This is a genomic window from Chitinimonas sp. BJB300 (genome assembly GCF_002735695.1).
Taxonomy (GTDB): domain Bacteria; phylum Pseudomonadota; class Gammaproteobacteria; order Burkholderiales; family Chitinimonadaceae; genus Chitinimonas.
Genome location: NZ_PDZH01000031.1, coordinates 20,066 through 41,150, shown reverse-complemented (window position 1 = coordinate 41,150; position 21,085 = coordinate 20,066). Strand labels below are relative to the sequence as shown.

Sequence of the window (21,085 nt, the reverse complement as noted above, 5' to 3'; positions counted from 1 at the left end):
CAAGAAAGCGCTGGAGAAATACAAACAGCGCGTTCGGGAAATGACGCGACGTAGTGGTGGCCGCAGCCTGGAGCAGGTAATCGACAAACTGAAAGCGTATATGCCTGGCTGGAAGGGTTATTTCCAAGTGGCGCAGACGCCGACGGTGTTTCGAGAGCTGGACAAATGGCTGCGTCACCGATTGCGCACCCTGCATCTGAAACACTGGAGGCGGGGCACGACGATGTATCGGGAACTGAAGAAGCTGGGTGCGAGCGAAGCAGACGCGAAGCGGATCGCCGGCAATTCTAGACGCTGGTGGCGTAACGGCTGCGGTGTTCTGAACCGGGTGTTGCCGATTGCCTACTTCGACCGCCTTGGTGTACCAAGACTCGCCTAACCTCAACTTCTCGAACCGCCCGGTGCGGACCCGCATGCCGGGTGGTGTGGCAGGGGTCGGCCAGGTAATCTAGCCGCCCCTATGCCGATTCTGTTACTTGGATGTATTGCGTGCGTGCGCTTCAAATCCGCGGTCGACTGACACTTTGACGACCTCATACAGAGGGCGGAGCATGGGTTTGAGGTTTTGCTGAATGAGAATGGGACTAAGGTGTGAGGGTACGCGAGTACCACGATGTTCTATTTCACCACCGATTTGGCGTATATCAAATCCGATCTTGGAAAAATGCTTTGCCAGCCGGGGTTCCGTCAGGACGAACAAGTGGTCTATACCAATGCGTAGCGAAATTGCCACGCAGGCAAGGTAGAGGCCGACAGGTATAAATGGGAAGCGTGATGCGCCGCCGACCTGGTCGAAGTCCTGATCGCTGATGGAAACGGGTCGATCTTGTTCTTCTTTCCGTCGTCGGAAGTCTGAGACGACGGCCAGCCTCGAAACCTCAGCGATTCGGTGCCGGTCCAGGCTGGCAGGGTCCATCAAACTGCGGTCCAGCACGGCGGCACAGTGATGCTCGAAGGGCAATTCCGCTGCAGGGTGCTTGGGGTCGGTCAGGATCATGCGACAGCAACCCACTGGTTTTGGCTGGCTGCCCCGGGTGCGTAGCAAGCATAAGACGGAGTGTGCATCATGCTCATCGCACTCTTCTCCATCGCTGCGCTCCGCTTCAAAATGCAAGTCGCTGCAGTACACAGAATGACGAACACGGAACACTTCTTTGCGTGTTGTGTCGTCCAGGGCGGGTACGATTTCAAAGTAGCTATTGAAGCTAGCGCCAAGATTGTCTACAGAGGGAGAGCCACTCATAGAAACCACCGCATCTAGTTAGTAACGAGTTAGACGGGGCAGCTGCCCCTTGCCGGATAACCAGGAGAAAAAGGCATGAGTTCAATAACCGAGGGCGCATTCCCTTACGACAACGCGTTTTCCCGCAATTTGGGGTGGGTAACCGAAGCAGAACAGCAGAAATTGCGCAAAGCAAAGGTTGCAGTCGCGGGTTTAGGTGGCGTAGGCGGTTTTCATGTCACGACACTTGCCCGCTTTGGTATCGGTGCTTTCTCTATAGCTGACTTTGATAATTTTGATGTCCCAAACTTTAATCGTCAGGCTGGGGCAATGGTCAGTACCTTGGGGCGCCCCAAGGCAGAGGTTATCGGGGCCATGGTCAAAGATATCAACCCCAGCGCCGACCTCCAGGTCTATCCCAAAGGGGTGGATGAATCCAACATCGATGAGTTTTTGAAGGGTGCCACGGTGTATGTCGATGGGCTGGATTTTTTTGCATTCAAGGCGCGCCAGTTGGCCTTTGCAGCTTGCCATCGTTTGGGGATTCCCGCAGTGACGGCGGCACCGCTGGGTATGGGGACATCAGTGTTGGTATTTTTGCCAGGGCAAATGAGCTTTGAAGAGTACTTCGGCTTTGAGGGCTGCAACGATACCGAGAAAGCGTTGCGCTTCTTGCTGGGCCTTACCCCCAAGCGTCTACACAATAGTTATCTGGTGGAACCGGACCGGATCAATCTGCAGGAAAAGCGCGGACCATCGACCGTTGCGGGTTGCATGTTATGCGCTGGGGTGGCGGCGACCGAGACGGTGAAATTGATATTGGGCCGTGGCGAGATCAGAGCTGCGCCGTGGAGTTACCACGTGGATGCTTACACCCATCATGCAGCATGGAGCTGGCGTCCAATGGGCTACCGGAACCCCTTGCAACGCTTGGGATTCAAGCTGGGTATGGCGATGCTGTCGCAGTCAGCTACCAAATAGAAAGGTCGCTTGGCGGCTGTCGGAATACTTTACGGCAGAGCGGGTTGCTAGTGTTGAATTCGAACAAAATGTGTTTAAAAACAGTGGGTTGAATTTGTGGCATGCGCGTTGCTTTATATAGCCTGCAACAGATTTTTAGGGCTCGGGGCAACGCCAAGTGCGGCATACCGACAGAACACATTGCAAGTTCAAAGGAGATTAGCGATGCAACTCAAAAAGCTTATCACGGCGCTCGCTCTAGCTGGTGTTGCAGCCATGGGTTCGGCCGCGCATGCCATGGTAGTTGAAGATGCCTGGACCATGACTGCCGGTGGCACGACCACCAGCAATATAGGCCACGTTGGCCTTAACGGTGGTGTTGCAACGGTAACGCAACAAATTGGACCTGGTGGCACCCCCTTCGTAGGCGCTCAATTCCAAGAATTCGGTAATATCTTTTCGCTCAATTATGTAACTGAAAACGTCCCAGGTTTTGGTGATTTCGGGTTTCCTCAAAGCTATGCCCAACCGCTTGATGGGCTTCGTTTTGTGTTTACCGGGTTATCAGGAGTGGTGACTGCTTACAATGCGCTCACTGGCGGCATCAATTATGCCTTTACCCCTGGCATTGGCAGCATCAAGTTGCAAGCAACTACCGATGGTGCGGCTACTTGGGTAGACATGGCGAATTTATCCATGCGCAGCCCATCTGGCGGTGATTTGGCTGACTTCAACGGCCGGAATCAAACTCTCGGCCAATCGACACTGTTACTGCAGTTTGATTCGTTTATGAATGGCTTCCAGCTTGATCTGGATGGTGCCGGATTAGGTTATGACTCGGCATCTGACTTGTTCTTGCAGGTTCAGACCACCAACAAGATTTCCAATCCCTTTACCTTTTCCGGTGTTTGTTCTTTCAACCAGGCTGCGTTCTGTGCAACTGGTAAAGTAACCAGCGATGGTAGTGGGGATCTCTTGAAGATTCCTGAACCCGGTTCGGTTGCTTTGATCGCCCTTGGTTTACTTGGGATGGGTGCAATTAGCCGTCGTCGGATTAGCCGTGCTGTTTAAGTGCTCAGTAGTGTCAAATGAAAAAGGAGGGAATTCCCTCCTTTTTCATTTGACACTACTGAGAACCTGTCTAAAGTCTCGCGAGCTAGCGCAGGATAAGGCGAAAACAGCCGAGGAAACAGAGTTTTCAGGCGGTAAATGAGCATTCCGAGGGCGTTTTCAACGCCATATTGCCGACGCGTAGCAGTCTTTAGACAGGTTCTAAGGATTAACACAATGCATTTCAAGGCGTGTACATCAGGTCTTTCAAATCCCTACGAATTGATCGTGAAGTCGGTGGGGCAGAATATCCAACCCGGCAAAAGAAACTGAAGGGTTGGCTTGCATTTACCCCAGCCAGTTTCTCAAATTCCGTTGTACCCTTGGCTGCCTCGGCATTCAATGTAGGAGGATCCTGAACGATGGATTTACCGGCATTGGTATACCAACGGAAAATGACGGGTATCATTTCCGGTTGAAGGTACAGGCCAAGCGAACTGACAGTTAACCATAACCGTTGCATTGCGATACCCGCTTCCACATAGTCCTGTAAATCGACCAGAGGATTTTTGGGTTTAATCAAAATATGGCTGGAACAGAATATTGCCGGCAGGAAATATAATTCCAGCTTCGGTACAAGTGTGCCAAACATATATCGATTGAAGAAACTGACCCGCTTCCAGCTTTTCATTACCCATGTCATCAGCACTGCCGAGAGTGGGTCCATGGCTATAGCATCCTGTGGAATACGTGTCTTACTGAATTGGGTACCCCACTCAACTGCTGCGTAATGGATCTTATAAGTTGTTTCGCAGGTCAGACAAACTTCGGCGTTGTCCCAAAGCAGCTTGGCGATATTTCGTTTATCCTGGCTGGATTCAAAGAATTGAAGGGTATATTGGTCCCCCACTGATTCAATCAAGGATTTTTTCTGCTCTTCGCTTAAGGGCTTACGGGCCATTAATTTTCGTTGGACGCAGCGTGACTCAATGAAATTAGCCAAGGGACTCGGTTTGATATTGGCATCATCGAAGAACACATCATAAATGGGCGCGTCTTCTGCACAATTATCCCGAATCTGCCATGCCATTGCGACATTAAAGCGGCTAGCCGCAATACGCATTGTTTCCAATAAAGCGCCATGTGCGATATGACTCGAATGGCCATCATAGTCATAAATTACAGGTACTTGGCTAGCCGAGTCTTTACCGCTGATATCGGTGTGCTTGCGCGTATCAAACCCATGTATTGCTACATGTATGGGAGAGATGATTTCAAGACGATAGGGTTGATGGTTATCCCCGCTGGGTGCCCAACGAGCAAGGTCTAGAATTTGCATCAGCGTTTCATGTTGCATTTTACCTACTCCAGTCTCGCTCGGACGTAAAGAAGTATAGGCGTCCTTGGTGGTCGATTCCACCGCCAAGCAATCCCTGGGAGACATTCAATAATTCATACCTCACGATTGGTGATGCTTTCTTTTTTCAGCGTGACAACGGTATAGGAAGGGGAAAGGTCAAATAGGACGCAGTAAAGTACGTTCGATTACTTTACTTTCAGCCAACGAGAAACAGTAAGGAAAGACCGAAATTCGACCATAGCGGCTTCCGCCTTGTTCGGTTATTTGGTCTTGTACTATTTTCAGGTCCAACTGCATGAGTATGGCGGGTGCATCGACACGCAGACAGTGTCGCTGCTCGCCAATAACCGTAAAGCCAAAGGCGCGTCGGTAAAAAGCGACGTGTCGCGGATTAACCTCAATTAATGCATGCGTGGCGGCATTTTTCTTGTGCGCGAACATGACCGTCAAATGAAAAAGCGGCCCCATGGCTTCAAGCGGTTTGTTGGTAGTGTTAATCGCCAGTTGGCCGAATTCGGCAAGCCGATGCCCCTGTGCGCGCTTGGCTGCAGTGATATCGGGATACAGCGCGTCACAGTTCAAGGGGGAGCCGCCATCAAGCCGGGTCGACACAGTGCCAACAACCTGGCCACGTTGCGTTGCGATGAATGTCATCTGAGCGGGCTGCGAAGACTCCAGCAATGCCTGCCCACATTCTTCACCATATCCGCGCCATTGATAGCGTTGCGAGACGAGTTCTGCTGCACGGGCTTTACTGGCAGTTTCGTGAGCGCAGAAGAATCGATAGGGGCGCTCATCAAAGGCGGCAGGTGGGATATCTAGTGCAATTTCATCCGTAAAAGTGTGGTCAGCCGAGGGCGGTAACCACGGTAGCGTAGTGGGCGCTCTTTTTGAGGGAGTGTCCCGAACCAGCCGCCCTAGTTGAAAATGTGCTGCGTGCTGTTGCCCTGCATTGTAATGTTCTGGGCAAAGATTGAGAGTTGAATCCAAGATTGAAAAGTCCCTGTAGCACTACCCCGATTAAGGACGGACTGCTGTGCTTGGTGGCACCTCTACGCAGGAACAAGGCAATCCGAACAAATGACTCGATGGTCGGTAATTCAATAAGCATGGGGCATGCCAAAGGCGACATTCTTTTGTCATTGCTGGAATTGCAAATAATTAGACATAAATAATTTAATTAAGTACGACATTTAATTGTCGTAAATTGGCGACTGAAAAACTGATTCAATAAGATCACCGCTGTAAATATTTACGTTAAGTGTGTGATTTAAAATGCTTTGTTATAAGTTTTCTTAAATGTCGTGCAAGGGCGACTTGCTGCGCGAGTTAGTAAGCAAATTTCCACGCGCGGTCATATGTCTTAGAATGTCACCCTGCGCTACGATGTTTGAATTACTCTACTAAGAACACACATCTGAGTATATTGGAGGAAACTTATGAATATCGACCAGTATCGAGTCTTCGGCATTGGCTTTCGTTGGGTTGTAACTAGTTTTCTCGCTGTGTTTCTAGTGGGGTGCGCTTCACATTATCCGCCGGCACCCGTTAAAGCTGCTTCATCTGAATATAATTATTTAATTGGACCTGGCGACACGGTAAATATCGTTGTGTGGCGAAATCCTGAGTTGTCGATGTCGGTTCCAGTGCGTCCGGATGGAAAAATTTCAGCACCGTTGGTCGAAGATTTACCAGCGCTGGGTAAGGATTCTTCGTTGCTAGCGCGTGACATTGAAAAGGCATTGGGTAAATTCATTCGCGATCCAGTCGTGACGGTGGTTGTGACTAGCTTTGTTGGCCCTTACAGTGAACAGATTCGCGTTATCGGCGAAGCTGCAAGACCACAAACCTTACCGTACAAGCAAAAAATGACCCTGCTCGATGTCATGATCGCCGTGAATGGCATTACTGACTTTGCTGATGGTAATGGCGCGACACTCATGCGTACCGCAGAAGGTTCCAAGCAGTATCGTGTGCGACTGAAGGATTTAATGAAAAATGGGGATGTTTCTGCTGATGTCGAAATGAAACCGGGCGATGTGCTGATTATTCCGCGTAGCTGGTTTTGAGCGTCTTTAATTATTTATATGGTGCCGGAATATAATTCCGGCACTTGCGGTGGAATATAAAAACTTATGGATGATTTACTTCGACAGGTAACAAGAGTATTGCGTGAAATGTGGACGCGCCGCTGGTTAGGTCTGGCCGTCGCATGGATTGCGGGAATTATCAGCGTGGGTGTGTTGCTTAAAATGCCGGATAAATATGAGGCGAGTGCCAGAATATTTGTCGATACCCAGTCTATTTTAAAGCCGTTGATGTCGGGGCTGGCTGTTGAGCCGGATGTAGACCAGCAGATATCTATTTTAAGCAGAACCCTTATCAGCCGGCCAAATGTCGAAAAGCTGGTACGTATGGCTGACTTGGATTTGAAAATAAAAACCAAGAATGCCCAAGAGGATTTGATCGATGACTTGATGAAGTCATTGGTGATTAAAAGTACCTCGCGTGACAATCTCTATACCTTGTCTTATCGGGACACCAAACCTGACCAAGCCAAGCGGGTGGTGCAATCGTTGGTGTCCATATTTGTGGAGTCCAGCCTCGGTGGCAAGCGCGAGGATTCGGATTCAGCCAAGAAGTTTATTGATGACCAGATTCGTGTCTATGAAAAGAAGCTTGAAGATGCAGAAAACCGCCTCAAAGAATTCAAGCTGCGTAATTTTGGTATGCAGTCATCCGATGGCAAGGACTATTTCGGCCGGGTGAGTGAAGTGGGGTCGGCCTTGGAGCTGGCGAGACTCGAGTTACGCGCAGCTGAAAATTCGCGTGACGCGTTGAAGCGCCAATTATTGGGCGAAGACACCGTGCTATTGCCCGATGCGCCACCCTCGACCGCGGGGGTTTCCATTCCTGAGATCGACGGACGTATCGAGGCTATGCAGCGTAACCTCGATGCTTTACTGCAACGCTTTACCGAGCAGCACCCGGATGTACTGAGTGCCCGTCGCCTGTTAAAGGATCTGGAAGAGCAAAAGCGCCAGGAAGTCGCCACGCGGCGCAAGGCGGCGCAGGCTAATCCAGTGACGTCGGTAAACAGTAACCCAGTCTACCAACAGCTAAAGATTTCCCTGGCGGAAAGCGAAGCCAATGTCGCTTCTCTGCAAGCCAAGGCGGCGGAATATCAGTCCCGCTTCAACACCTTGCAGGCTTCTGCACGGTTGATTCCACAGGTGGAGGCTGAATTCACCCAGTTGAACCGTGACTACGATATCAACAAAAAGAACTATGAAAGCCTGGTTGCACGACGTGAGTCGGCCACCATTTCCGGTGAAATGGAAGCCAGTGCGAGCGGATTGGACTTTCGGTTGATTGATCCGCCGCGGGTGTCTTCTCAACCTGTGGCCCCCAACCGGCTCTTATTGCTACCCCTTACTTTATTGGCCGCCTTGCTGGCGGGCGTGGTGGCGAGCTTTGTCGCCAGCCAGATTCGCCCTGTTATTTTGGATTCGCGTACTTTGCGAGAGCTGAGTGGGCTTCCCCTGCTGGGTACGGTGACTTTGGTCGCCAGTGACGCGGCTAAGCGGCGGGAAAAAAGAGGCTTATATCGGTTTATTGCAGGGTTTGTGTCACTAATCGGGGTATATGGCGCAGGTATCGCGCTGTTGTTTGTTATTTCCTCCCGAACGGTTTGAGGACTACTGATGAACCTCATTGAACAAGCAGCTAAACGGCTGGAAGAGTTACGGCTGGCAGGGGTGGAGGTGCCGGACTCTGCGCCTGCGCGGCATATCGAGCCAAAGCTCGCCCCCATACCCACACCTGTTCCGACCCCCGCTCCGGTACCCGTGCCGGCTGTTGCCGAAAAGGCGCCGGCCCCCCGACCTGCCGTCGTGCCTTCTCCGCCGGTGCTGAATGACGCGGTGTTGGTCAAGTCGCGTCTGGTGACGCTTCAAATGGAGCAATTGGCGGCTGCGGGTTTGATTTACCCGAATGCGCCACGTTCGCAGTTGGCGGACGAATTTCGAGTGATCAAACGTCCTTTGATTGCCAATGCAATGGGCAAGGGGGCGGCGCCTGTCAAAAACGGCAATTTGATCATGGTCACCAGCGCCCTGCCGCATGAGGGCAAGAGCTTCACTGCCGCCAATCTTGCAATCAGCATCGCCATGGAGTTGGACAAGACGGTGATGCTGGTGGATGCCGATGTTGCAAGGCCATCCTTGCTCAAGATGCTGGGCCTGCCGCCTGCACCTGGATTGCTGGATGTGCTGGTCAACGAGACGAATGATCTTTCTGGCGTTCTACTACGGACCAATATCGAGACGCTGACCATTTTGCCTAGCGGCACACCGCATGTCAGGGCTACTGAGCTGCTGGCCAGTGATGCGATGAATAACTTGTTGGAAGAGATGGCCACGCGCTATCCAGACCGGATCATTATTTTTGATTCCCCGCCTTTGTTGGTGACGACGGAATCACGGGTGCTGGCAGCGCATATGGGGCAGATCGTTATGGTGGTGCGTGCCGAAGGCACTTTGCAAAGCGAGGTCCGACATGCGCTGGGTACCATTGAAGCGTGTCCTGTGAAGATGATGCTCTTGAATCAGGTTAAATCTTCGAAGCATAGCGAATACGGCTACGGCTATGGTTATGGCTATGGTGGTTAGTAGACGTGCATTACCCCATGCTGCCGAGGTAGTGGTGCGTACGGTGTCCAAGTCGTTGGTTGCAGCCATTGCCGTGGGGTCTGTTTCAACGCAGGCGGGTAATTGGGCGCTGGAACCGAGTGTTTCAGTCACCGAGACGGTCACCAACAATGCAGAGTTGAAGCAGACCAACCAGAAGCGGGAATCCATTACCGAACTCAGTCCGGGTATACGGCTACGAGGGGAGGGCGATAGGGTGAAGCTTAATTTCGACTTCCGCTTGCAGAAATACCTGTATGCCCAGGATTCATCGCGTAATAAAGGGACCAAATCGTTGGGAACCAATGGTTTGGTCGAGTTGCTCGATAACTGGTTGTTTGTCGACTTCGACGCGATTATTGCGCAGCAGGATATTTCAGCTTTTGGTGGTTCGCCCACCAGCGATGCCAATGTCAACGCCAACCGCACCGAAACCGCGAATTACCGGGTTTCGCCGTATATGCGTGGCCAATTGGGTGGCTGGGCAGCCTATCAGCTTCGCTATCGCGAATCGCTGGCGCGGGCGGATTCGCCTCAGGTTGCCGATGTGAATACCGGTGAGTGGTCTGCGGGCCTCTCCAGCATCAGTGGCGGCAGCTTTAGTTGGTCGCTCGATGGTGGCGGGCAACAGGTCAAGTATAAAAATGGCCGTAGTACTCAGTCGGAATACATCCGGGCGCTGTTGGGTTACCAGCCGATTTCTCAATTGAAGCTTTCCGTATTCGGTGGCGTAGAGCGTAATGACTACGCCAGCCAAGAAAAGGAGCGCACCAGTACACCGGGTGTCGGGTTCGAATGGAACCCGACAGAGCGGACCCGCTTGGCGTCGAGCCGGCAGAAGCGCTTTTTCGGCAATAGCACGAATGTGAGTTTCAGCCATCGCACACCGTTGAGCGTCTGGCAGATCAGCAATAGTAAGGACATATCCGTGGTGCCCAATCAGTTCACGATTGGTAAGGTCAGCTCTACCTACGATATGTATTTCCAGCTCTTTGCGTCGATTGAGCCGGACCCCATCAAACGGGCAGTGCTGGTCAATCGCTTCCTGGTGGCAAGTGGTATTTCGCCCACCGGAGTCGTCAACGGTGGATTCCTGACGTCACGTATCACGGTGCAGCACCGGCGCGATGTCAGCGTCGGCTTGCTGGGGGCGAGCAACAGCATCACGTTTTCCGCCAGCCAGACAGAATCCCGGGGTTTGTTGGCAGGGGCGAATCTGCCGGATGACCTTTCCAACAATGAGCTGATCAAGCAGCAAAGCTACGCCATGCAGTGGTCACATCAGCTTTCGCCACTATCGTCTTTGTCCGCCATGCTCATGCATCAACAGAGCAAAGGCATTGGCGCAACCCCCATTGAGACCACTACCGACGGACTGAGCCTGCTGTTCTCCACTCAGCTTTCCCCTTTGACGCGTGCCTTGCTCAGCATGCGCCGGACTCTGGTCGATGGCGCCAGCAATTATGCCGAGAGTGCGCTTACCGGCACGCTGTCGCACCAATTCTAGTCAAATCCCATGTATGAATCCTTCTATGGCTTGTCCAGCAAGCCTTTCCAACTGAACCCCGATCCTTCCTTTTACTTTGGAAGCACCCAGCACAAGCGCGCTACTGCTTTTCTGGAGTACGGCCTGCATCAGAACGAAGGGTTTATCGTCGTCACCGGCGAGGTGGGGGCCGGCAAAACGACGATTGTGCGGGGCCTCTTGAACAAGTTGGACCCTAATAAAGTCGTGGCGGCCCAACTGGTCAGCACGCAAATGGATGCAGAAGACACCCTGCGCATGGTGGCGGCAGCCTTTGGTGTACGCACCAAGGGCCTGGGGAAGTCCGAAGTACTGCTGTCACTGGAAGCTTTTTTGGTGGATATCGCCCGTCAGGGCAAGCGTTGCCTGCTGATTGTCGACGAAGCGCAGAACCTGACGCCACGGGCAGTGGAAGAGCTGCGGATGTTGTCCAACTTCCAGTTCGAAACCCATGCCTTGTTGCAGAGCTTCCTGATCGGCCAGCCCGAGTTCCGCAGCATCATGCAAAGCCCGCACATGCAGCAGCTGCGCCAGCGTGTCATTGCTGCATGCCATATCGGGCCGATGGACCAGGAAGAAACTCAGGGCTATATCGAACACCGGCTTAAATGCGCCGGCGCACAACAGACGGCGCTATTCGATGCGGGCGCGTTGGAGGCGGTATTTGAAGCCAGTGGCGGCGTGCCACGGCGCATCAACACCCTGTGTGACCGGATATTGCTGTCGGGTTTTCTATCAGGTAAGCCGCATTTCACTCGCTTGGAGGTAGAAGAGGTGGCGTTGGAAATCAATGAGGAGTTGCTTTCACCGGCAGGTCGGGGCAAAAAACCGATGTCCGGCGAGGATATGCATGCATCGCTGATCGACAGTTATCTGCACGATCTGGATGTTTCCCGCGGGGTGCTGGATGGCACCCTGACTGAAGAAGCCAATCGCATGCTGACCGAGCTGCGCGGCGGGCAGAGCGAGCAGCGGTTGATCCGGCTGGAACGCTCGATGCTGCGCCTGGAGCGTAATACGGCGTCATTGCTATCTTTGTTGCAGCATCTGGTTGGGGCTATCCGTACGCCCGCGGACAACCTGGCGGATAAAGAAAAGCATATCGACAAGGAGAAGCAAACTTGAGCTCTCAACCCTGCCTGCAAGATATTGGGCCTGTCATCTGCGTCGTGGGTGCCCGTCCCAACTTCATGAAGATGGCACCCCTGCTGCGTGCGTTTGCCGCCCACCAGCCGAGGATTCCGACCTTGTTGGTGCATACGGGACAGCATTACGACAAGGATATGAATGACCGGCTGTTCGAGGACCTGCAACTGCCCAAGCCAGATATCAATCTCGGTGTGGGTTCGGGCTCGCATACCTTGCAGACAGCCGAAGTCATGCGTCATTTCGAGCCTGTGGTAGATGAATACAAGCCGTCCTGTGTGCTGGTGGTGGGCGATGTGAACTCCACACTGGCCTGTAGCCTGGTAGCGGCGAAAAAGGGCATACGGGTGGTGCATATCGAGGCCGGCCTGCGGAGCTACGATCGCGCGATGCCGGAGGAAATCAATCGGGTGCTGACCGACCAGATGGCGGACCGGCTCTATACCACCGAGCGCAGCGCGCTGGGCAATCTGGTGCGCGAGGGTATCGCGGCTGATCGGGTCAGTTTTGTCGGCAATGTGATGATCGACTCGCTGCTGCATAACCGCAGTATGGCGCGCCCGGTAGCCCAAACCCTGGCAGAGGCGGGATTGCCGACTGACCTGCTGGCCAACGCAGACGGCTATGCCGTTGTGACCCTGCATCGCCCGTCGAATGTCGACCAGCTGGCGACCTTGCAACCGTTGTTGAAAGTCTTGCGGGATGTGTCGGAACGCTTGCCGCTGGCCTTCGCCATGCATCCGCGCACCCGTGCCAATATCGAGCGTTTCCATCTGATGGAATTGGTGCGCAGCCCGCGTATTGCACTGTTACCACCTCAGGGTTACCTGGAAATGTTGGGCTTGATGGCGGGTGCCAAATTGGTACTGACCGATTCCGGTGGCTTGCAGGAAGAAACCACCGCGCTGGGTGTGCCGTGCCTGACGCTGCGTGAAAATACCGAGCGCCCGATTACGATCGAGCAAGGCAGCAATACCTTGGTCGGGGTGGATACGAAAGTGATAGTGCAGCATGTGGAAGAGGTGCTGCTTAGTGGTGGCAAGTCGGGCCGTGTGCCGGAGTTGTGGGATGGCAAGGCGGCGGAACGTATCGCTGACGATTTGGCGCGCTGGCTGTTGGCCCCCGCGCAGTCCTAGGATAGAGGCCGCCTATGCGCAGCAACGCGATCACCAATGCTTTGACGATTGACGTCGAGGACTATTTCCAGGTCTCGGCCTTTGCGCCGTATATCCCGCGTGAAGAATGGGACCAGCGCCCATGCCGGGTCGAGCGTAATGTTGAGTGCATCTTGCGAATGTTGGATGACGCCGGTGTCAAGGCGACCTTTTTCACGCTGGGATGGATTGCCGAGCGCTATCCACAACTGGTGCGTCAGATTGTTGCCGGCGGGCATGAACTGGCGAGCCATGGTTACGGCCATCAACGGGTCAGTGATTTGAGCGAAGCCGCGTTCTTTGCCGATATTTCGAGCGCCAAGCAAATCCTGGAGTCGATATCGGGGCAGGAAGTGAAAGGTTACCGAGCCCCGAGCTTCTCAATCGGGCAGGGAAATCTGTGGGCTTTCGATTGCCTGCGCCGGGCAGGTTATCGCTACAGCTCCAGCATCTACCCGATTGTGCACGACCATTACGGCATGCCCGATGCGCCGCGTTTTGCCCATGCTGTGCGCGAAGGCTTGCTGGAGGTGCCGGTCAGTACGGTCCGTTGGCAGGGGAAGAACTGGCCTTCCAGCGGTGGCGGGTATTTCCGTCTGATGCCTTATCCGCTGTCACGCTGGCTGTTGCAACGTATCAACCAGACAGACTGCCAAGCCGCGATTTTCTATTTCCACCCGTGGGAAATTGACCCAGATCAGCCGCGCATCAAAGGCATCAACGCCAAGACGCGCTTCCGGCACTACTTGAATCTGCACCATATGGAGGCGCGTTTGCGCCGCCTGTTGGGCGATTTTCGCTGGGGACGGATGGATGAGGTGTTCCTGAACTCCACCGCTGCAAAGGTTATTTCGCCATCCAGCCAGGATATGGCCGCCCATGCATGAATCGAATCTCTTGATGAAGCAGTCCACCTACCCCGCCGCTACCGATGTGCCCGATAGCGATGCCCAGCCATTGCAGGTGAAGTGGCTGCAACCTGAAGATGCGGCGGTGTGTGCCCGGTGGGATGCGTTTGTGCGGGCTTGCCCGCAAGCGACCTTTTTCCATCGCGCGGGCTGGCAGAGGATCATTCGCGATGTGTTCAATCACACCACACATTTTCTGTATGCCGAGCGGGCAGGTGGGATTGAAGCGGTGCTGCCACTGGCGCAGGTTAAAAGCTGGCTGTTTGGCAATTCACTGGTGTCGCTGCCGTTTGCGGTGTATGGCGGGGTGGCGGCCAGTAATGCCGCGGCGGCAGAGCGCTTGGAGATTGAAGCCCAGGTTCTGGCCCGCCGACTGGGGGTCGAGCATCTGGAACTGCGCAATGTGCAGCAGCGCCATCCCGATTGGCCCATGCAAGACCTGTACGTCAGCTTCCGTAAGGAAATCGTTCCCGAGGTGGAAGCCAATATGCTGGCGATTCCGCGCAAGCAGCGCGCCATGGTGCGTAAGGGCATCAAGAACGGCCTGAGCAGCCATATCGACAGCACGGTGGATCGTTTCTTCGCCCTCTATGCCGACAATGTGCACCGTCATGGCACGCCGGCGATGCCAAAACGCTACTTTGCCGAATTACAGAAAGTCTTCGGGGCCGACTGCGAAGTCATGAGCGTGCAGGATGAGTCTGGCCGCGTGCTCAGCAGTGTTCTCAGCTTCTATTTCCGTGACGAGGTGTTGCCGTACTACGCCGGAGACGATGTATTGGCGCGCGATATGGCGGCCAATGACTTCAAATATTGGGAATTGATGCGGCGCGCCTGCGAGCGAGGCGTGCGTGTGTTTGACTATGGCCGAAGCAAGCAAGGGACGGGCTCTTATTCCTTCAAGAAAAACTGGGGGTTCGAGCCACAACCTTTGTTCTACGAATACTGCCTTTACAAGCGGGATGCGATTCCACAGAACAATCCTTCCAACGCCAAATACCGCTTTTTCATCGAAGCATGGCGGCGGATGCCGATAGGCTTGGCGAACCGCATCGGACCCTTGTTGGTACGGAATCTGGGATGAGTGCTGTAGGGGATGTGCAGTGATTTGGGGTGGTGGGGCGTTGCGATGAATGAGGTGAATCCTCCAGCTGCATTGTCGGTTCAAGCGCGTCGCCCTTTGACGGCGTCTGGCTGGCAGCATGCCTTGTCAATGCTGTTGCTCGCCCAGCTTTGGCTCCTGTTCTGCTATCGCGATACCTTGGTCGGCATGGTGGGAATTTGGACGCGTTCTGAAACCTTTACCCATGGTTTCCTGGTGTTGCCTATCAGCTTGTGGTTGATCTGGCGCAGCCGGGATCAGCTTCGCCCCTTGACGCCCAGGCCGGGCTGGCTGGCGTTGCCACTTCTGGCGGGGGCGGGTTTTGTCTGGCTGCTGGGGGCGCTCGCCTCGACAAATGTTCTGGCGCAGTTCGGGCTGGTTTTCAGTTTGATTTTGACCGTGCCGGCGCTATTGGGCTGGCAGATTGCGCGGCAAATTACTTTTCCGTTGTTTTTCCTTTTGTTTGCGGTGCCCTTTGGAGAATTCGTCATCCCCACCTTGATGACCTGGACTGCGGATGTCGCGGTGCTGGGCATCCGTTTCAGCGGCGTGCCGGTGTACCGCGAGGGCCTGGAGTTTGTCATTCCGTCGGGTAATTGGTCGGTGGTGGAGGCCTGTAGCGGTGTGCGTTATCTGATTGCATCGCTGATGGTGGGCACGCTCTTCGCCTACCTGAACTACTACTCGCTCAAGCGGCGATTGATTTTTATTCTGGTCGCCAGCCTGGTGCCAATCGCCGCCAACTGGGTACGCGCGTATTCGATCGTGATGATCGGTCACCTGTCGGGTAACACGCTGGCAGTCGGTGTGGATCATTTGATTTATGGCTGGGTCTTTTTTGGGGTGGTGATTCTGGCGATGTTCTCGATTGGCGCACGTTGGCAGGAGCACACTGCGCCAGCCGGGTTGACGCCGCCCAACCCTGCAGCCTCAAGCCATCGTGGGCGGCCGCCGTTATGGCCGGTAGCGGTGGTGTTGTTGGGGCTCATCACTGTATGGCCTGTTTGGCAGTGGTCGATTGAACATAAGCAACCACCCCCACTAGGTGACTTGGCTGTGCTGGATGGCACCGGCCCCTGGCAGGCGTCGGGGCAGCTGTTTACCGGGTGGCAGCCGAGCATGGAAACGCCATCGGTGCAGCGCACCGTGGTGTATGAACATGGCAAGCAGATGGTCGGGCTGTATGTGGCCTATTACCGCCAGCAGGATGACAACCACAAGGCCATCAGTTCACGCAATGTGTTGGTAAGGCTGGACGAGCTGAACTGGAAGCAGCTTAACCATCGTGCGCATAGCGTTGACTTGCCTGATCAGGTTCTGTCTGTGCAGCAAGCTGAGTTGCGTAACCGGTATGGTGACCGACTGTTGGTGTGGCAGTGGTATTGGGTGAATGGCCGTTGGACAGACAGCCCACGTTGGGCCCGGGCCTACACTGCCCTGGCGCAACTTGCTGGCCAGGGCGATGACACCGCGGTCGTTATGCTTTATGGCCGTGAGGACAAAGACTATCCCGCTCCGCCAGCCATGCAGTCGTTCCTAGCGGCATCCATGCCGGCATTGGCGTCGCGTTTGCAGCAGGTGCGGGGTATGCCATGAATGCGCCAGTCGATCTGCGCCCGCTGGTCGCGCATGTGGTTTACCGCTTTGATGTGGGCGGGTTGGAAAACGGCGTGGTGAATCTCATCAACCGGATGCCTGCCGATAGCTATCGCCATGTGGTCATCGCCCTGACTGAAGTCACCGACTTCCGGCAGCGGCTTACCCGCGACGATGTGGAATGCATTGCCTTGGTCAAGCCGCCTGGGCATGCCTTGCGCATCTACCCGCAGTTGTATCGCCTTTTTCGCCGCTTGCGGCCTGCTATCGTACACAGCCGTAACCTCGCAGCGCTGGAAGCGCAGGTACCCGCGTGGCTGGCTGGCGTGAAGGTGAGAATCCATGGCGAGCACGGGCGCGATGTGGACGACCTTGATGGTAGCAGCCGTAAATACCAATGGTTACGGCGGTTGTACCGGCCATTTGTCACCCATTACATCGCCTTGTCGCGCGATTTGGCAGACTACCTCACTCAACGGGTCGGGGTGCCGACGGCGCGGGTGACGCAAATCTATAACGGCGTGGATGCCGGCAAGTTCAGGCCGGTGGCAAGTCGCCACGCGATTGCAGGCTGCCCGTTCAACGACCCGACGCAGTACCTGATCGGCACGGTCGGCCGTATGCAGACCGTGAAAGACCAAACCAATCTGGCTCAGGCGTTTATCCGCGCAGTGCAACAGGCACCCGCGCTGAAGTCTCGGCTACGATTGCTACTGGTGGGGGACGGACCTTTGCGCGAGCAGGTAATCGCTATGCTGACGGCAGCGGGCCTGGCCGAACTGGCTTGGCTACCGGGTGCGCGCAGCGATGTGGCCGATATCCTGCAGGGCTTGGATTGCTTTGTGCTGCCTTCGCTCGCCGAAGGGGTGTCCAACACGATATTGGAAGCCATGGCTTGTGGCTTACCGGTGATAGCTACCGAGGTGGGCGGCAATGCCGAACTCTTGGAACCTGGCGAAAGCGGCTATCTGGTGCCTGCCGCCAATCCACAAGCGCTTGCCAACGCAATCATGCATTACGCCCGTTCGCCCTCCGAGGGGCAAGCAGCAGGCCTGCATGGCCGCCAGCTGATTGAGCGCCGTTTCAGTCTGGACGCCATGGTGGCGCATTACCAGCAGCTCTACGACCACCTTCAGCGCACGGCCTCCGGCGCAGCCAGCGCCTTGCCGGTGCACAGCCCCCAACCCCCCATTAACGATTAGAAGCGGACAAGACCATGTGTGGCATAACCGGTATTTTTGATACCCGCAGCCAGCGCGATATTGACCGTGCCGTGCTGCACCGCATGAACGAATCGCAGCATCACCGTGGGCCGGACGAGGGTGGGGTGCATATTGAGCCGGGTGTTGGCTTGGGGCATCGGCGACTGTCCATCATCGACCTTTCTACCGGCCAGCAGCCCCTGTACAACGCCGATGGCAGCATCTGCGTGGTGTTCAATGGCGAGATCTACAACTACCATCCGTTGATTGCCGAGTTGCAGGCATTGGGTTTCCTGTTTCGTACCCGCAGCGACACGGAAGTGATTGTGCATGCCTGGGCTGCCTGGGGGACGGATTGCGTCAAACGTTTTCGCGGCATGTTTGCCTTTGCGCTATGGGATAGAAACCAGGAAACACTGTTCCTTGCGCGCGACCGGTTGGCGGTAAAGCCGCTCTATTACGCTTACTTGCCCGATGGGACGTTCCTGTTTGGTTCGGAACTCAAGTCCTTGTTGGCGCATGGCGGCTTGGCACGGGATATCGACCCCTTGGCTGTGGAAGAATACTTTGCCCTCGGTTACGTGGCCGAACCGCGCACCATTTTCAAGCAGGCGCGCAAGCTATCGCCCGCCCACACCCTCACCCTGCGCCGTGGCCAGCCGATACCGGAAGAGCAGCCCTATTGGGACGTGCGTTTCAGCACCGACCAATCATTGTCCGCTGAAGACGCGTGTGCGCAGATGACCGACAAGCTGCGCGAGTCGGTGAAGCTACGCATGATTGCCGAGGTGCCACTGGGGGCGTTCTTGTCCGGCGGGGTGGATTCAAGTGCCGTGGTGGCGATGATGGCAGGGCTGTCGCAAGAGCCGGTCAATACCTGCTCGATTGCATTTGACGACCCGGTCTTCAATGAGTCAGCCTTTGCGGACATGGTGGCCAAGCGTTATCAGACCAACCATCACGTCGAAACCGTCAAGAGCGATGACTTCGATCTGATCGACACGCTGGCACGTTTATACGACGAACCCTACGCTGACAGCTCGGCGATTCCCACCTACCGGGTGTGCGAGTTGGCGCGCAAGTATGTGACAGTGGCGTTGTCGGGTGATGGTGGTGATGAAAGTTTTGGCGGCTATCGGCGCTATCGCATGCACTTGATGGAAGAGCGTCTGCGCGCCGCCTTGCCGCAGGGGGTGCGCCGGCCCTTGTTTGGCCTGTTGGGGAGGGTGTACCCGAAAGCCGACTGGGCCCCGCGCATCTTCCGCGCCAAGACGACCTTTGAAGGCATGGCGCGCAGTTCGGTCGAGGCGTATTTCCACTCGGTTTCCATTTTGCGCGGGCCGATGCGTGACCAACTATTCAGCCCGCGTTTCAAACAGGAAATTGCGGGCTACAACGCGCGCACCGTATTCGAGCAGCATGCCGCCAAAGCGGAGACTGACGACCCATTGGCACTGATTCAATACCTTGACCTGAAAACCTATCTGGTAGGCGACATCAATACCAAAGTCGACCGTGCCAGCATGGCGCACTCGCTGGAAGTGCGTGAACCCTTGATGGACCATGAACTGGTGGAATGGCTGGCCACCTTGCCGTCCTCGCTGAAAATCCGCGGGCAAGAAGGCAAATTCCTGCTCAAGAAGGGCATGGAGCCCTATCTACCTGACGATGTGCTGTATCGGCCCAAGATGGGTTTTGCCGTGCCCCTGGCGCGGTGGTTCCGCGGGCCGTTGAAGCAGCGGGTGCGAGAGGCGGTACTAGGCCCGCGCCTGGCCGCCACTGGTTGGTTCAATGCCGACTACCTGCGCCATCTGGTTGACGCGCATCAGTCGGGCGTGCGCGACTACAGTGCCCCGTTATGGACATTGCTGATGTTCGAGGCTTTCTTGCGCAATGTGTTGGATGTGAGCGTGGCCGCACCGCAGCAACAATCCGAGGCGGTGGCATTGTCATGAGTCTGCGTGTGTTGCACGTGCTCGATCATTCGGCACCCCTGCATAGCGGATATACCTTCCGTACCTTGTCCATTCTGCGTGAACAACGCGAATTGGGCTGGGAGACGGTGCACTTGACCACCCCCAAGCAAGGGCCCGGTTCGGCTGCGAGCGAAGAGGTCGATGGACTGGTGTTTTACCGCACACCCAGCGCCGAGGGCACGGGCCTTTTAGCGCAGATGCGGCTGACCGCCAAGCGCCTGGCTGAAGTAGTGCGCGCTACCAAGCCCGACCTGATCCACGCGCATTCGCCGGTGCTCAATGCGCTGCCCAGCTTGTGGGTGGGCCGCAAACTGAAGTTGCCGGTGGTCTACGAAATGCGCGCCTCGTGGGAGGACGCCGCGGTGGACCATGGCACTACTCAGGAAGGTAGCTTGCGTTATCGGGCCTCGCGCGCGCTGGAAAGCTTTGCGCTGCGCTGGGCCGATGAGGTCACCACCATTTGCGAGGGGTTACGGGGCGATATCGCTATCCGCGGCATACCTGAATCGCGCATTACGGTGATTCCCAATGCCGTGGATGTGGCGGTCTTTCGCTTTGGTGCGGAGCCGGACGCGGCATTGCGTAGCCAGTTAGGTCTCGATGGGGCGACGGTGCTTGGGTTCGCCGGCTCATTCTATGGCTATGAGGGGTTGAGTTTATTGCTGGCCGCAGCGCAACGTATGCTGCCGCGCCATCCAGACCTGCGAGTGCTGTTGGTGGGTGGCGGCCCGCAGGAGGCCGCGCTGCGCAGTCAGGTAGAGGCCGCCGGTATGCAGCAGCAAGTTATTTTCACTGGTCGCGTGCCGCATGCTGATGTGCAGCGGTATTACGAAATGATCGACGTATTGGCCTACCCGCGCCTGCCGATTCGGTTGACCGAGCTGGTTACACCACTTAAGCCGCTAGAGGCCATGGCGCAGGGGCGTATGTTCGTGGCCTCGGACGTGGGTGGGCACCGCGAGCTGATTCGCCATGGCGAGACCGGGTTTCTGTTCAAGGCCGGTGATGTGGCTTCGTTAGAGGATGCGTTGGAGTCAGTGTTGGCCCAGCGTGAACGCTGGCCGCAGATCAAGGCGCAAGCACGACAGTTTGTCGAGCAGGAACGTACGTGGCGCAGTTCTGTGGCCCGTTATCAGGAAGTCTACGGCCGTGCATTGGCAGGCCGTGGTGTTGCACAACCCCTTAGCCTCTGAGTT

At 55.4% G+C, this 21,085-nt stretch carries 18 protein-coding genes; 15 read left to right on the top strand and 3 right to left on the bottom strand.

The features are described from left to right. Positions 1–379, top strand: a 379-nt coding sequence (locus CSQ89_RS07490; protein ID WP_304441793.1) for a group II intron maturase-specific domain-containing protein, incomplete at its 5' end; no start/stop codon positions are given. Between the two features lie 93 nt (positions 380–472). On the opposite strand, the gene CSQ89_RS07485 is transcribed toward CSQ89_RS07490, so the two are convergent. After that, positions 473–1,243, bottom strand: a complete 771-nt coding sequence (locus tag CSQ89_RS07485) for a PEP-CTERM/exosortase system-associated acyltransferase (protein WP_099405548.1) — start codon at positions 1,241–1,243, stop codon at positions 473–475. A gap of 75 nt (positions 1,244–1,318) precedes the next feature. Here CSQ89_RS07485 and CSQ89_RS07480 point away from each other — a divergent pair, with 75 nt between their 5' ends. Continuing rightward, entirely contained in the window at positions 1,319–2,203 is an 885-nt protein-coding gene (locus tag CSQ89_RS07480; protein WP_099405547.1) for a ThiF family adenylyltransferase, read from the top strand. A gap of 108 nt (positions 2,204–2,311) precedes the next feature. Then, a complete protein-coding gene (locus CSQ89_RS07475; RefSeq protein WP_158228935.1) occupies positions 2,312–3,253 on the top strand; it encodes a PEP-CTERM sorting domain-containing protein in 942 nt (313 codons plus the stop codon). 223 nt (positions 3,254–3,476) lie between these two features. On the opposite strand, the gene CSQ89_RS07470 is transcribed toward CSQ89_RS07475, so the two are convergent. Together CSQ89_RS07470 and CSQ89_RS22005 are read right to left on the bottom strand one after the other, a co-directional pair. Then, a complete protein-coding gene (locus CSQ89_RS07470) occupies positions 3,477–4,589 on the bottom strand; it encodes a molybdopterin biosynthesis protein MoeY (protein WP_099405545.1) in 1,113 nt (370 codons plus the stop codon). 159 nt (positions 4,590–4,748) lie between these two features. Beyond that, on the bottom strand, positions 4,749–5,582 hold the full coding sequence (locus CSQ89_RS22005) for an N-acyl amino acid synthase FeeM domain-containing protein (protein ID WP_143747054.1): 834 nt from the start codon (positions 5,580–5,582) through the stop codon (positions 4,749–4,751). A 449-nt stretch (positions 5,583–6,031) separates the two neighbouring features. Between CSQ89_RS22005 and CSQ89_RS07460 the strand changes: the two genes are divergently transcribed. The 12 genes from CSQ89_RS07460 (at position 6,032) to CSQ89_RS07405 (ending at position 21,082) form a co-directional block, all read left to right on the top strand. Further along, positions 6,032–6,661, top strand: coding sequence for an XrtA/PEP-CTERM system exopolysaccharide export protein (locus tag CSQ89_RS07460; RefSeq protein ID WP_099405543.1), 630 nt, complete (start codon positions 6,032–6,034; stop codon positions 6,659–6,661). Positions 6,662–6,727: 66 nt separating this feature from the next. Continuing rightward, positions 6,728–8,287 (top strand): XrtA system polysaccharide chain length determinant, encoded by a 1,560-nt coding sequence (locus tag CSQ89_RS07455; protein WP_099405542.1) that lies wholly within the window; start codon positions 6,728–6,730, stop codon positions 8,285–8,287. Between the two features lie 9 nt (positions 8,288–8,296). Then, positions 8,297–9,262 carry an XrtA-associated tyrosine autokinase gene (locus tag CSQ89_RS07450; RefSeq protein ID WP_099405541.1) on the top strand — a complete coding sequence of 322 codons (966 nt, stop codon included), beginning with the start codon at positions 8,297–8,299 and terminating at the stop codon, positions 9,260–9,262. Then, positions 9,252–10,787 (top strand): TIGR03016 family PEP-CTERM system-associated outer membrane protein, encoded by a 1,536-nt coding sequence (locus tag CSQ89_RS07445; protein ID WP_158228934.1) that lies wholly within the window; start codon positions 9,252–9,254, stop codon positions 10,785–10,787. The genes CSQ89_RS07450 and CSQ89_RS07445 overlap by 11 nt, the downstream gene beginning before the upstream one ends. Positions 10,788–10,796: 9 nt before the next feature. Then, positions 10,797–11,930: an XrtA/PEP-CTERM system-associated ATPase gene (locus CSQ89_RS07440; RefSeq protein WP_099405539.1), complete on the top strand. Its 1,134-nt coding sequence runs from the start codon at positions 10,797–10,799 to the stop codon at positions 11,928–11,930. Further along, on the top strand, positions 11,927–13,087 hold the full coding sequence (gene wecB, locus CSQ89_RS07435) for a non-hydrolyzing UDP-N-acetylglucosamine 2-epimerase (protein ID WP_099405538.1): 1,161 nt from the start codon (positions 11,927–11,929) through the stop codon (positions 13,085–13,087). The genes CSQ89_RS07440 and wecB overlap by 4 nt, the downstream gene beginning before the upstream one ends. 14 nt (positions 13,088–13,101) lie before the next feature. Continuing rightward, positions 13,102–13,992: an XrtA system polysaccharide deacetylase gene (locus tag CSQ89_RS07430; RefSeq protein ID WP_099405537.1), complete on the top strand. Its 891-nt coding sequence runs from the start codon at positions 13,102–13,104 to the stop codon at positions 13,990–13,992. Beyond that, positions 13,985–15,097: a FemAB family XrtA/PEP-CTERM system-associated protein gene (locus CSQ89_RS07425; RefSeq protein ID WP_233202987.1), complete on the top strand. Its 1,113-nt coding sequence runs from the start codon at positions 13,985–13,987 to the stop codon at positions 15,095–15,097. Before CSQ89_RS07430 ends, CSQ89_RS07425 begins: the two co-directional genes overlap by 8 nt. 45 nt (positions 15,098–15,142) lie before the next feature. Beyond that, the gene (gene xrtA, locus CSQ89_RS07420; RefSeq protein WP_099405536.1) at positions 15,143–16,711 is read left to right on the top strand and encodes an exosortase A; all 1,569 of its coding nucleotides are present in this window, start codon (positions 15,143–15,145) and stop codon (positions 16,709–16,711) included. After that, a complete protein-coding gene (locus CSQ89_RS07415) occupies positions 16,708–17,913 on the top strand; it encodes a TIGR03088 family PEP-CTERM/XrtA system glycosyltransferase (protein WP_099405535.1) in 1,206 nt (401 codons plus the stop codon). Before xrtA ends, CSQ89_RS07415 begins: the two co-directional genes overlap by 4 nt. 14 nt (positions 17,914–17,927) lie before the next feature. Then, entirely contained in the window at positions 17,928–19,868 is a 1,941-nt protein-coding gene (locus CSQ89_RS07410; RefSeq protein ID WP_099405534.1) for an XrtA/PEP-CTERM system amidotransferase, read from the top strand. Beyond that, on the top strand, positions 19,865–21,082 hold the full coding sequence (locus CSQ89_RS07405) for a TIGR04063 family PEP-CTERM/XrtA system glycosyltransferase (protein ID WP_186293358.1): 1,218 nt from the start codon (positions 19,865–19,867) through the stop codon (positions 21,080–21,082). Before CSQ89_RS07410 ends, CSQ89_RS07405 begins: the two co-directional genes overlap by 4 nt. Positions 21,083–21,085 lie beyond the last annotated feature (3 nt).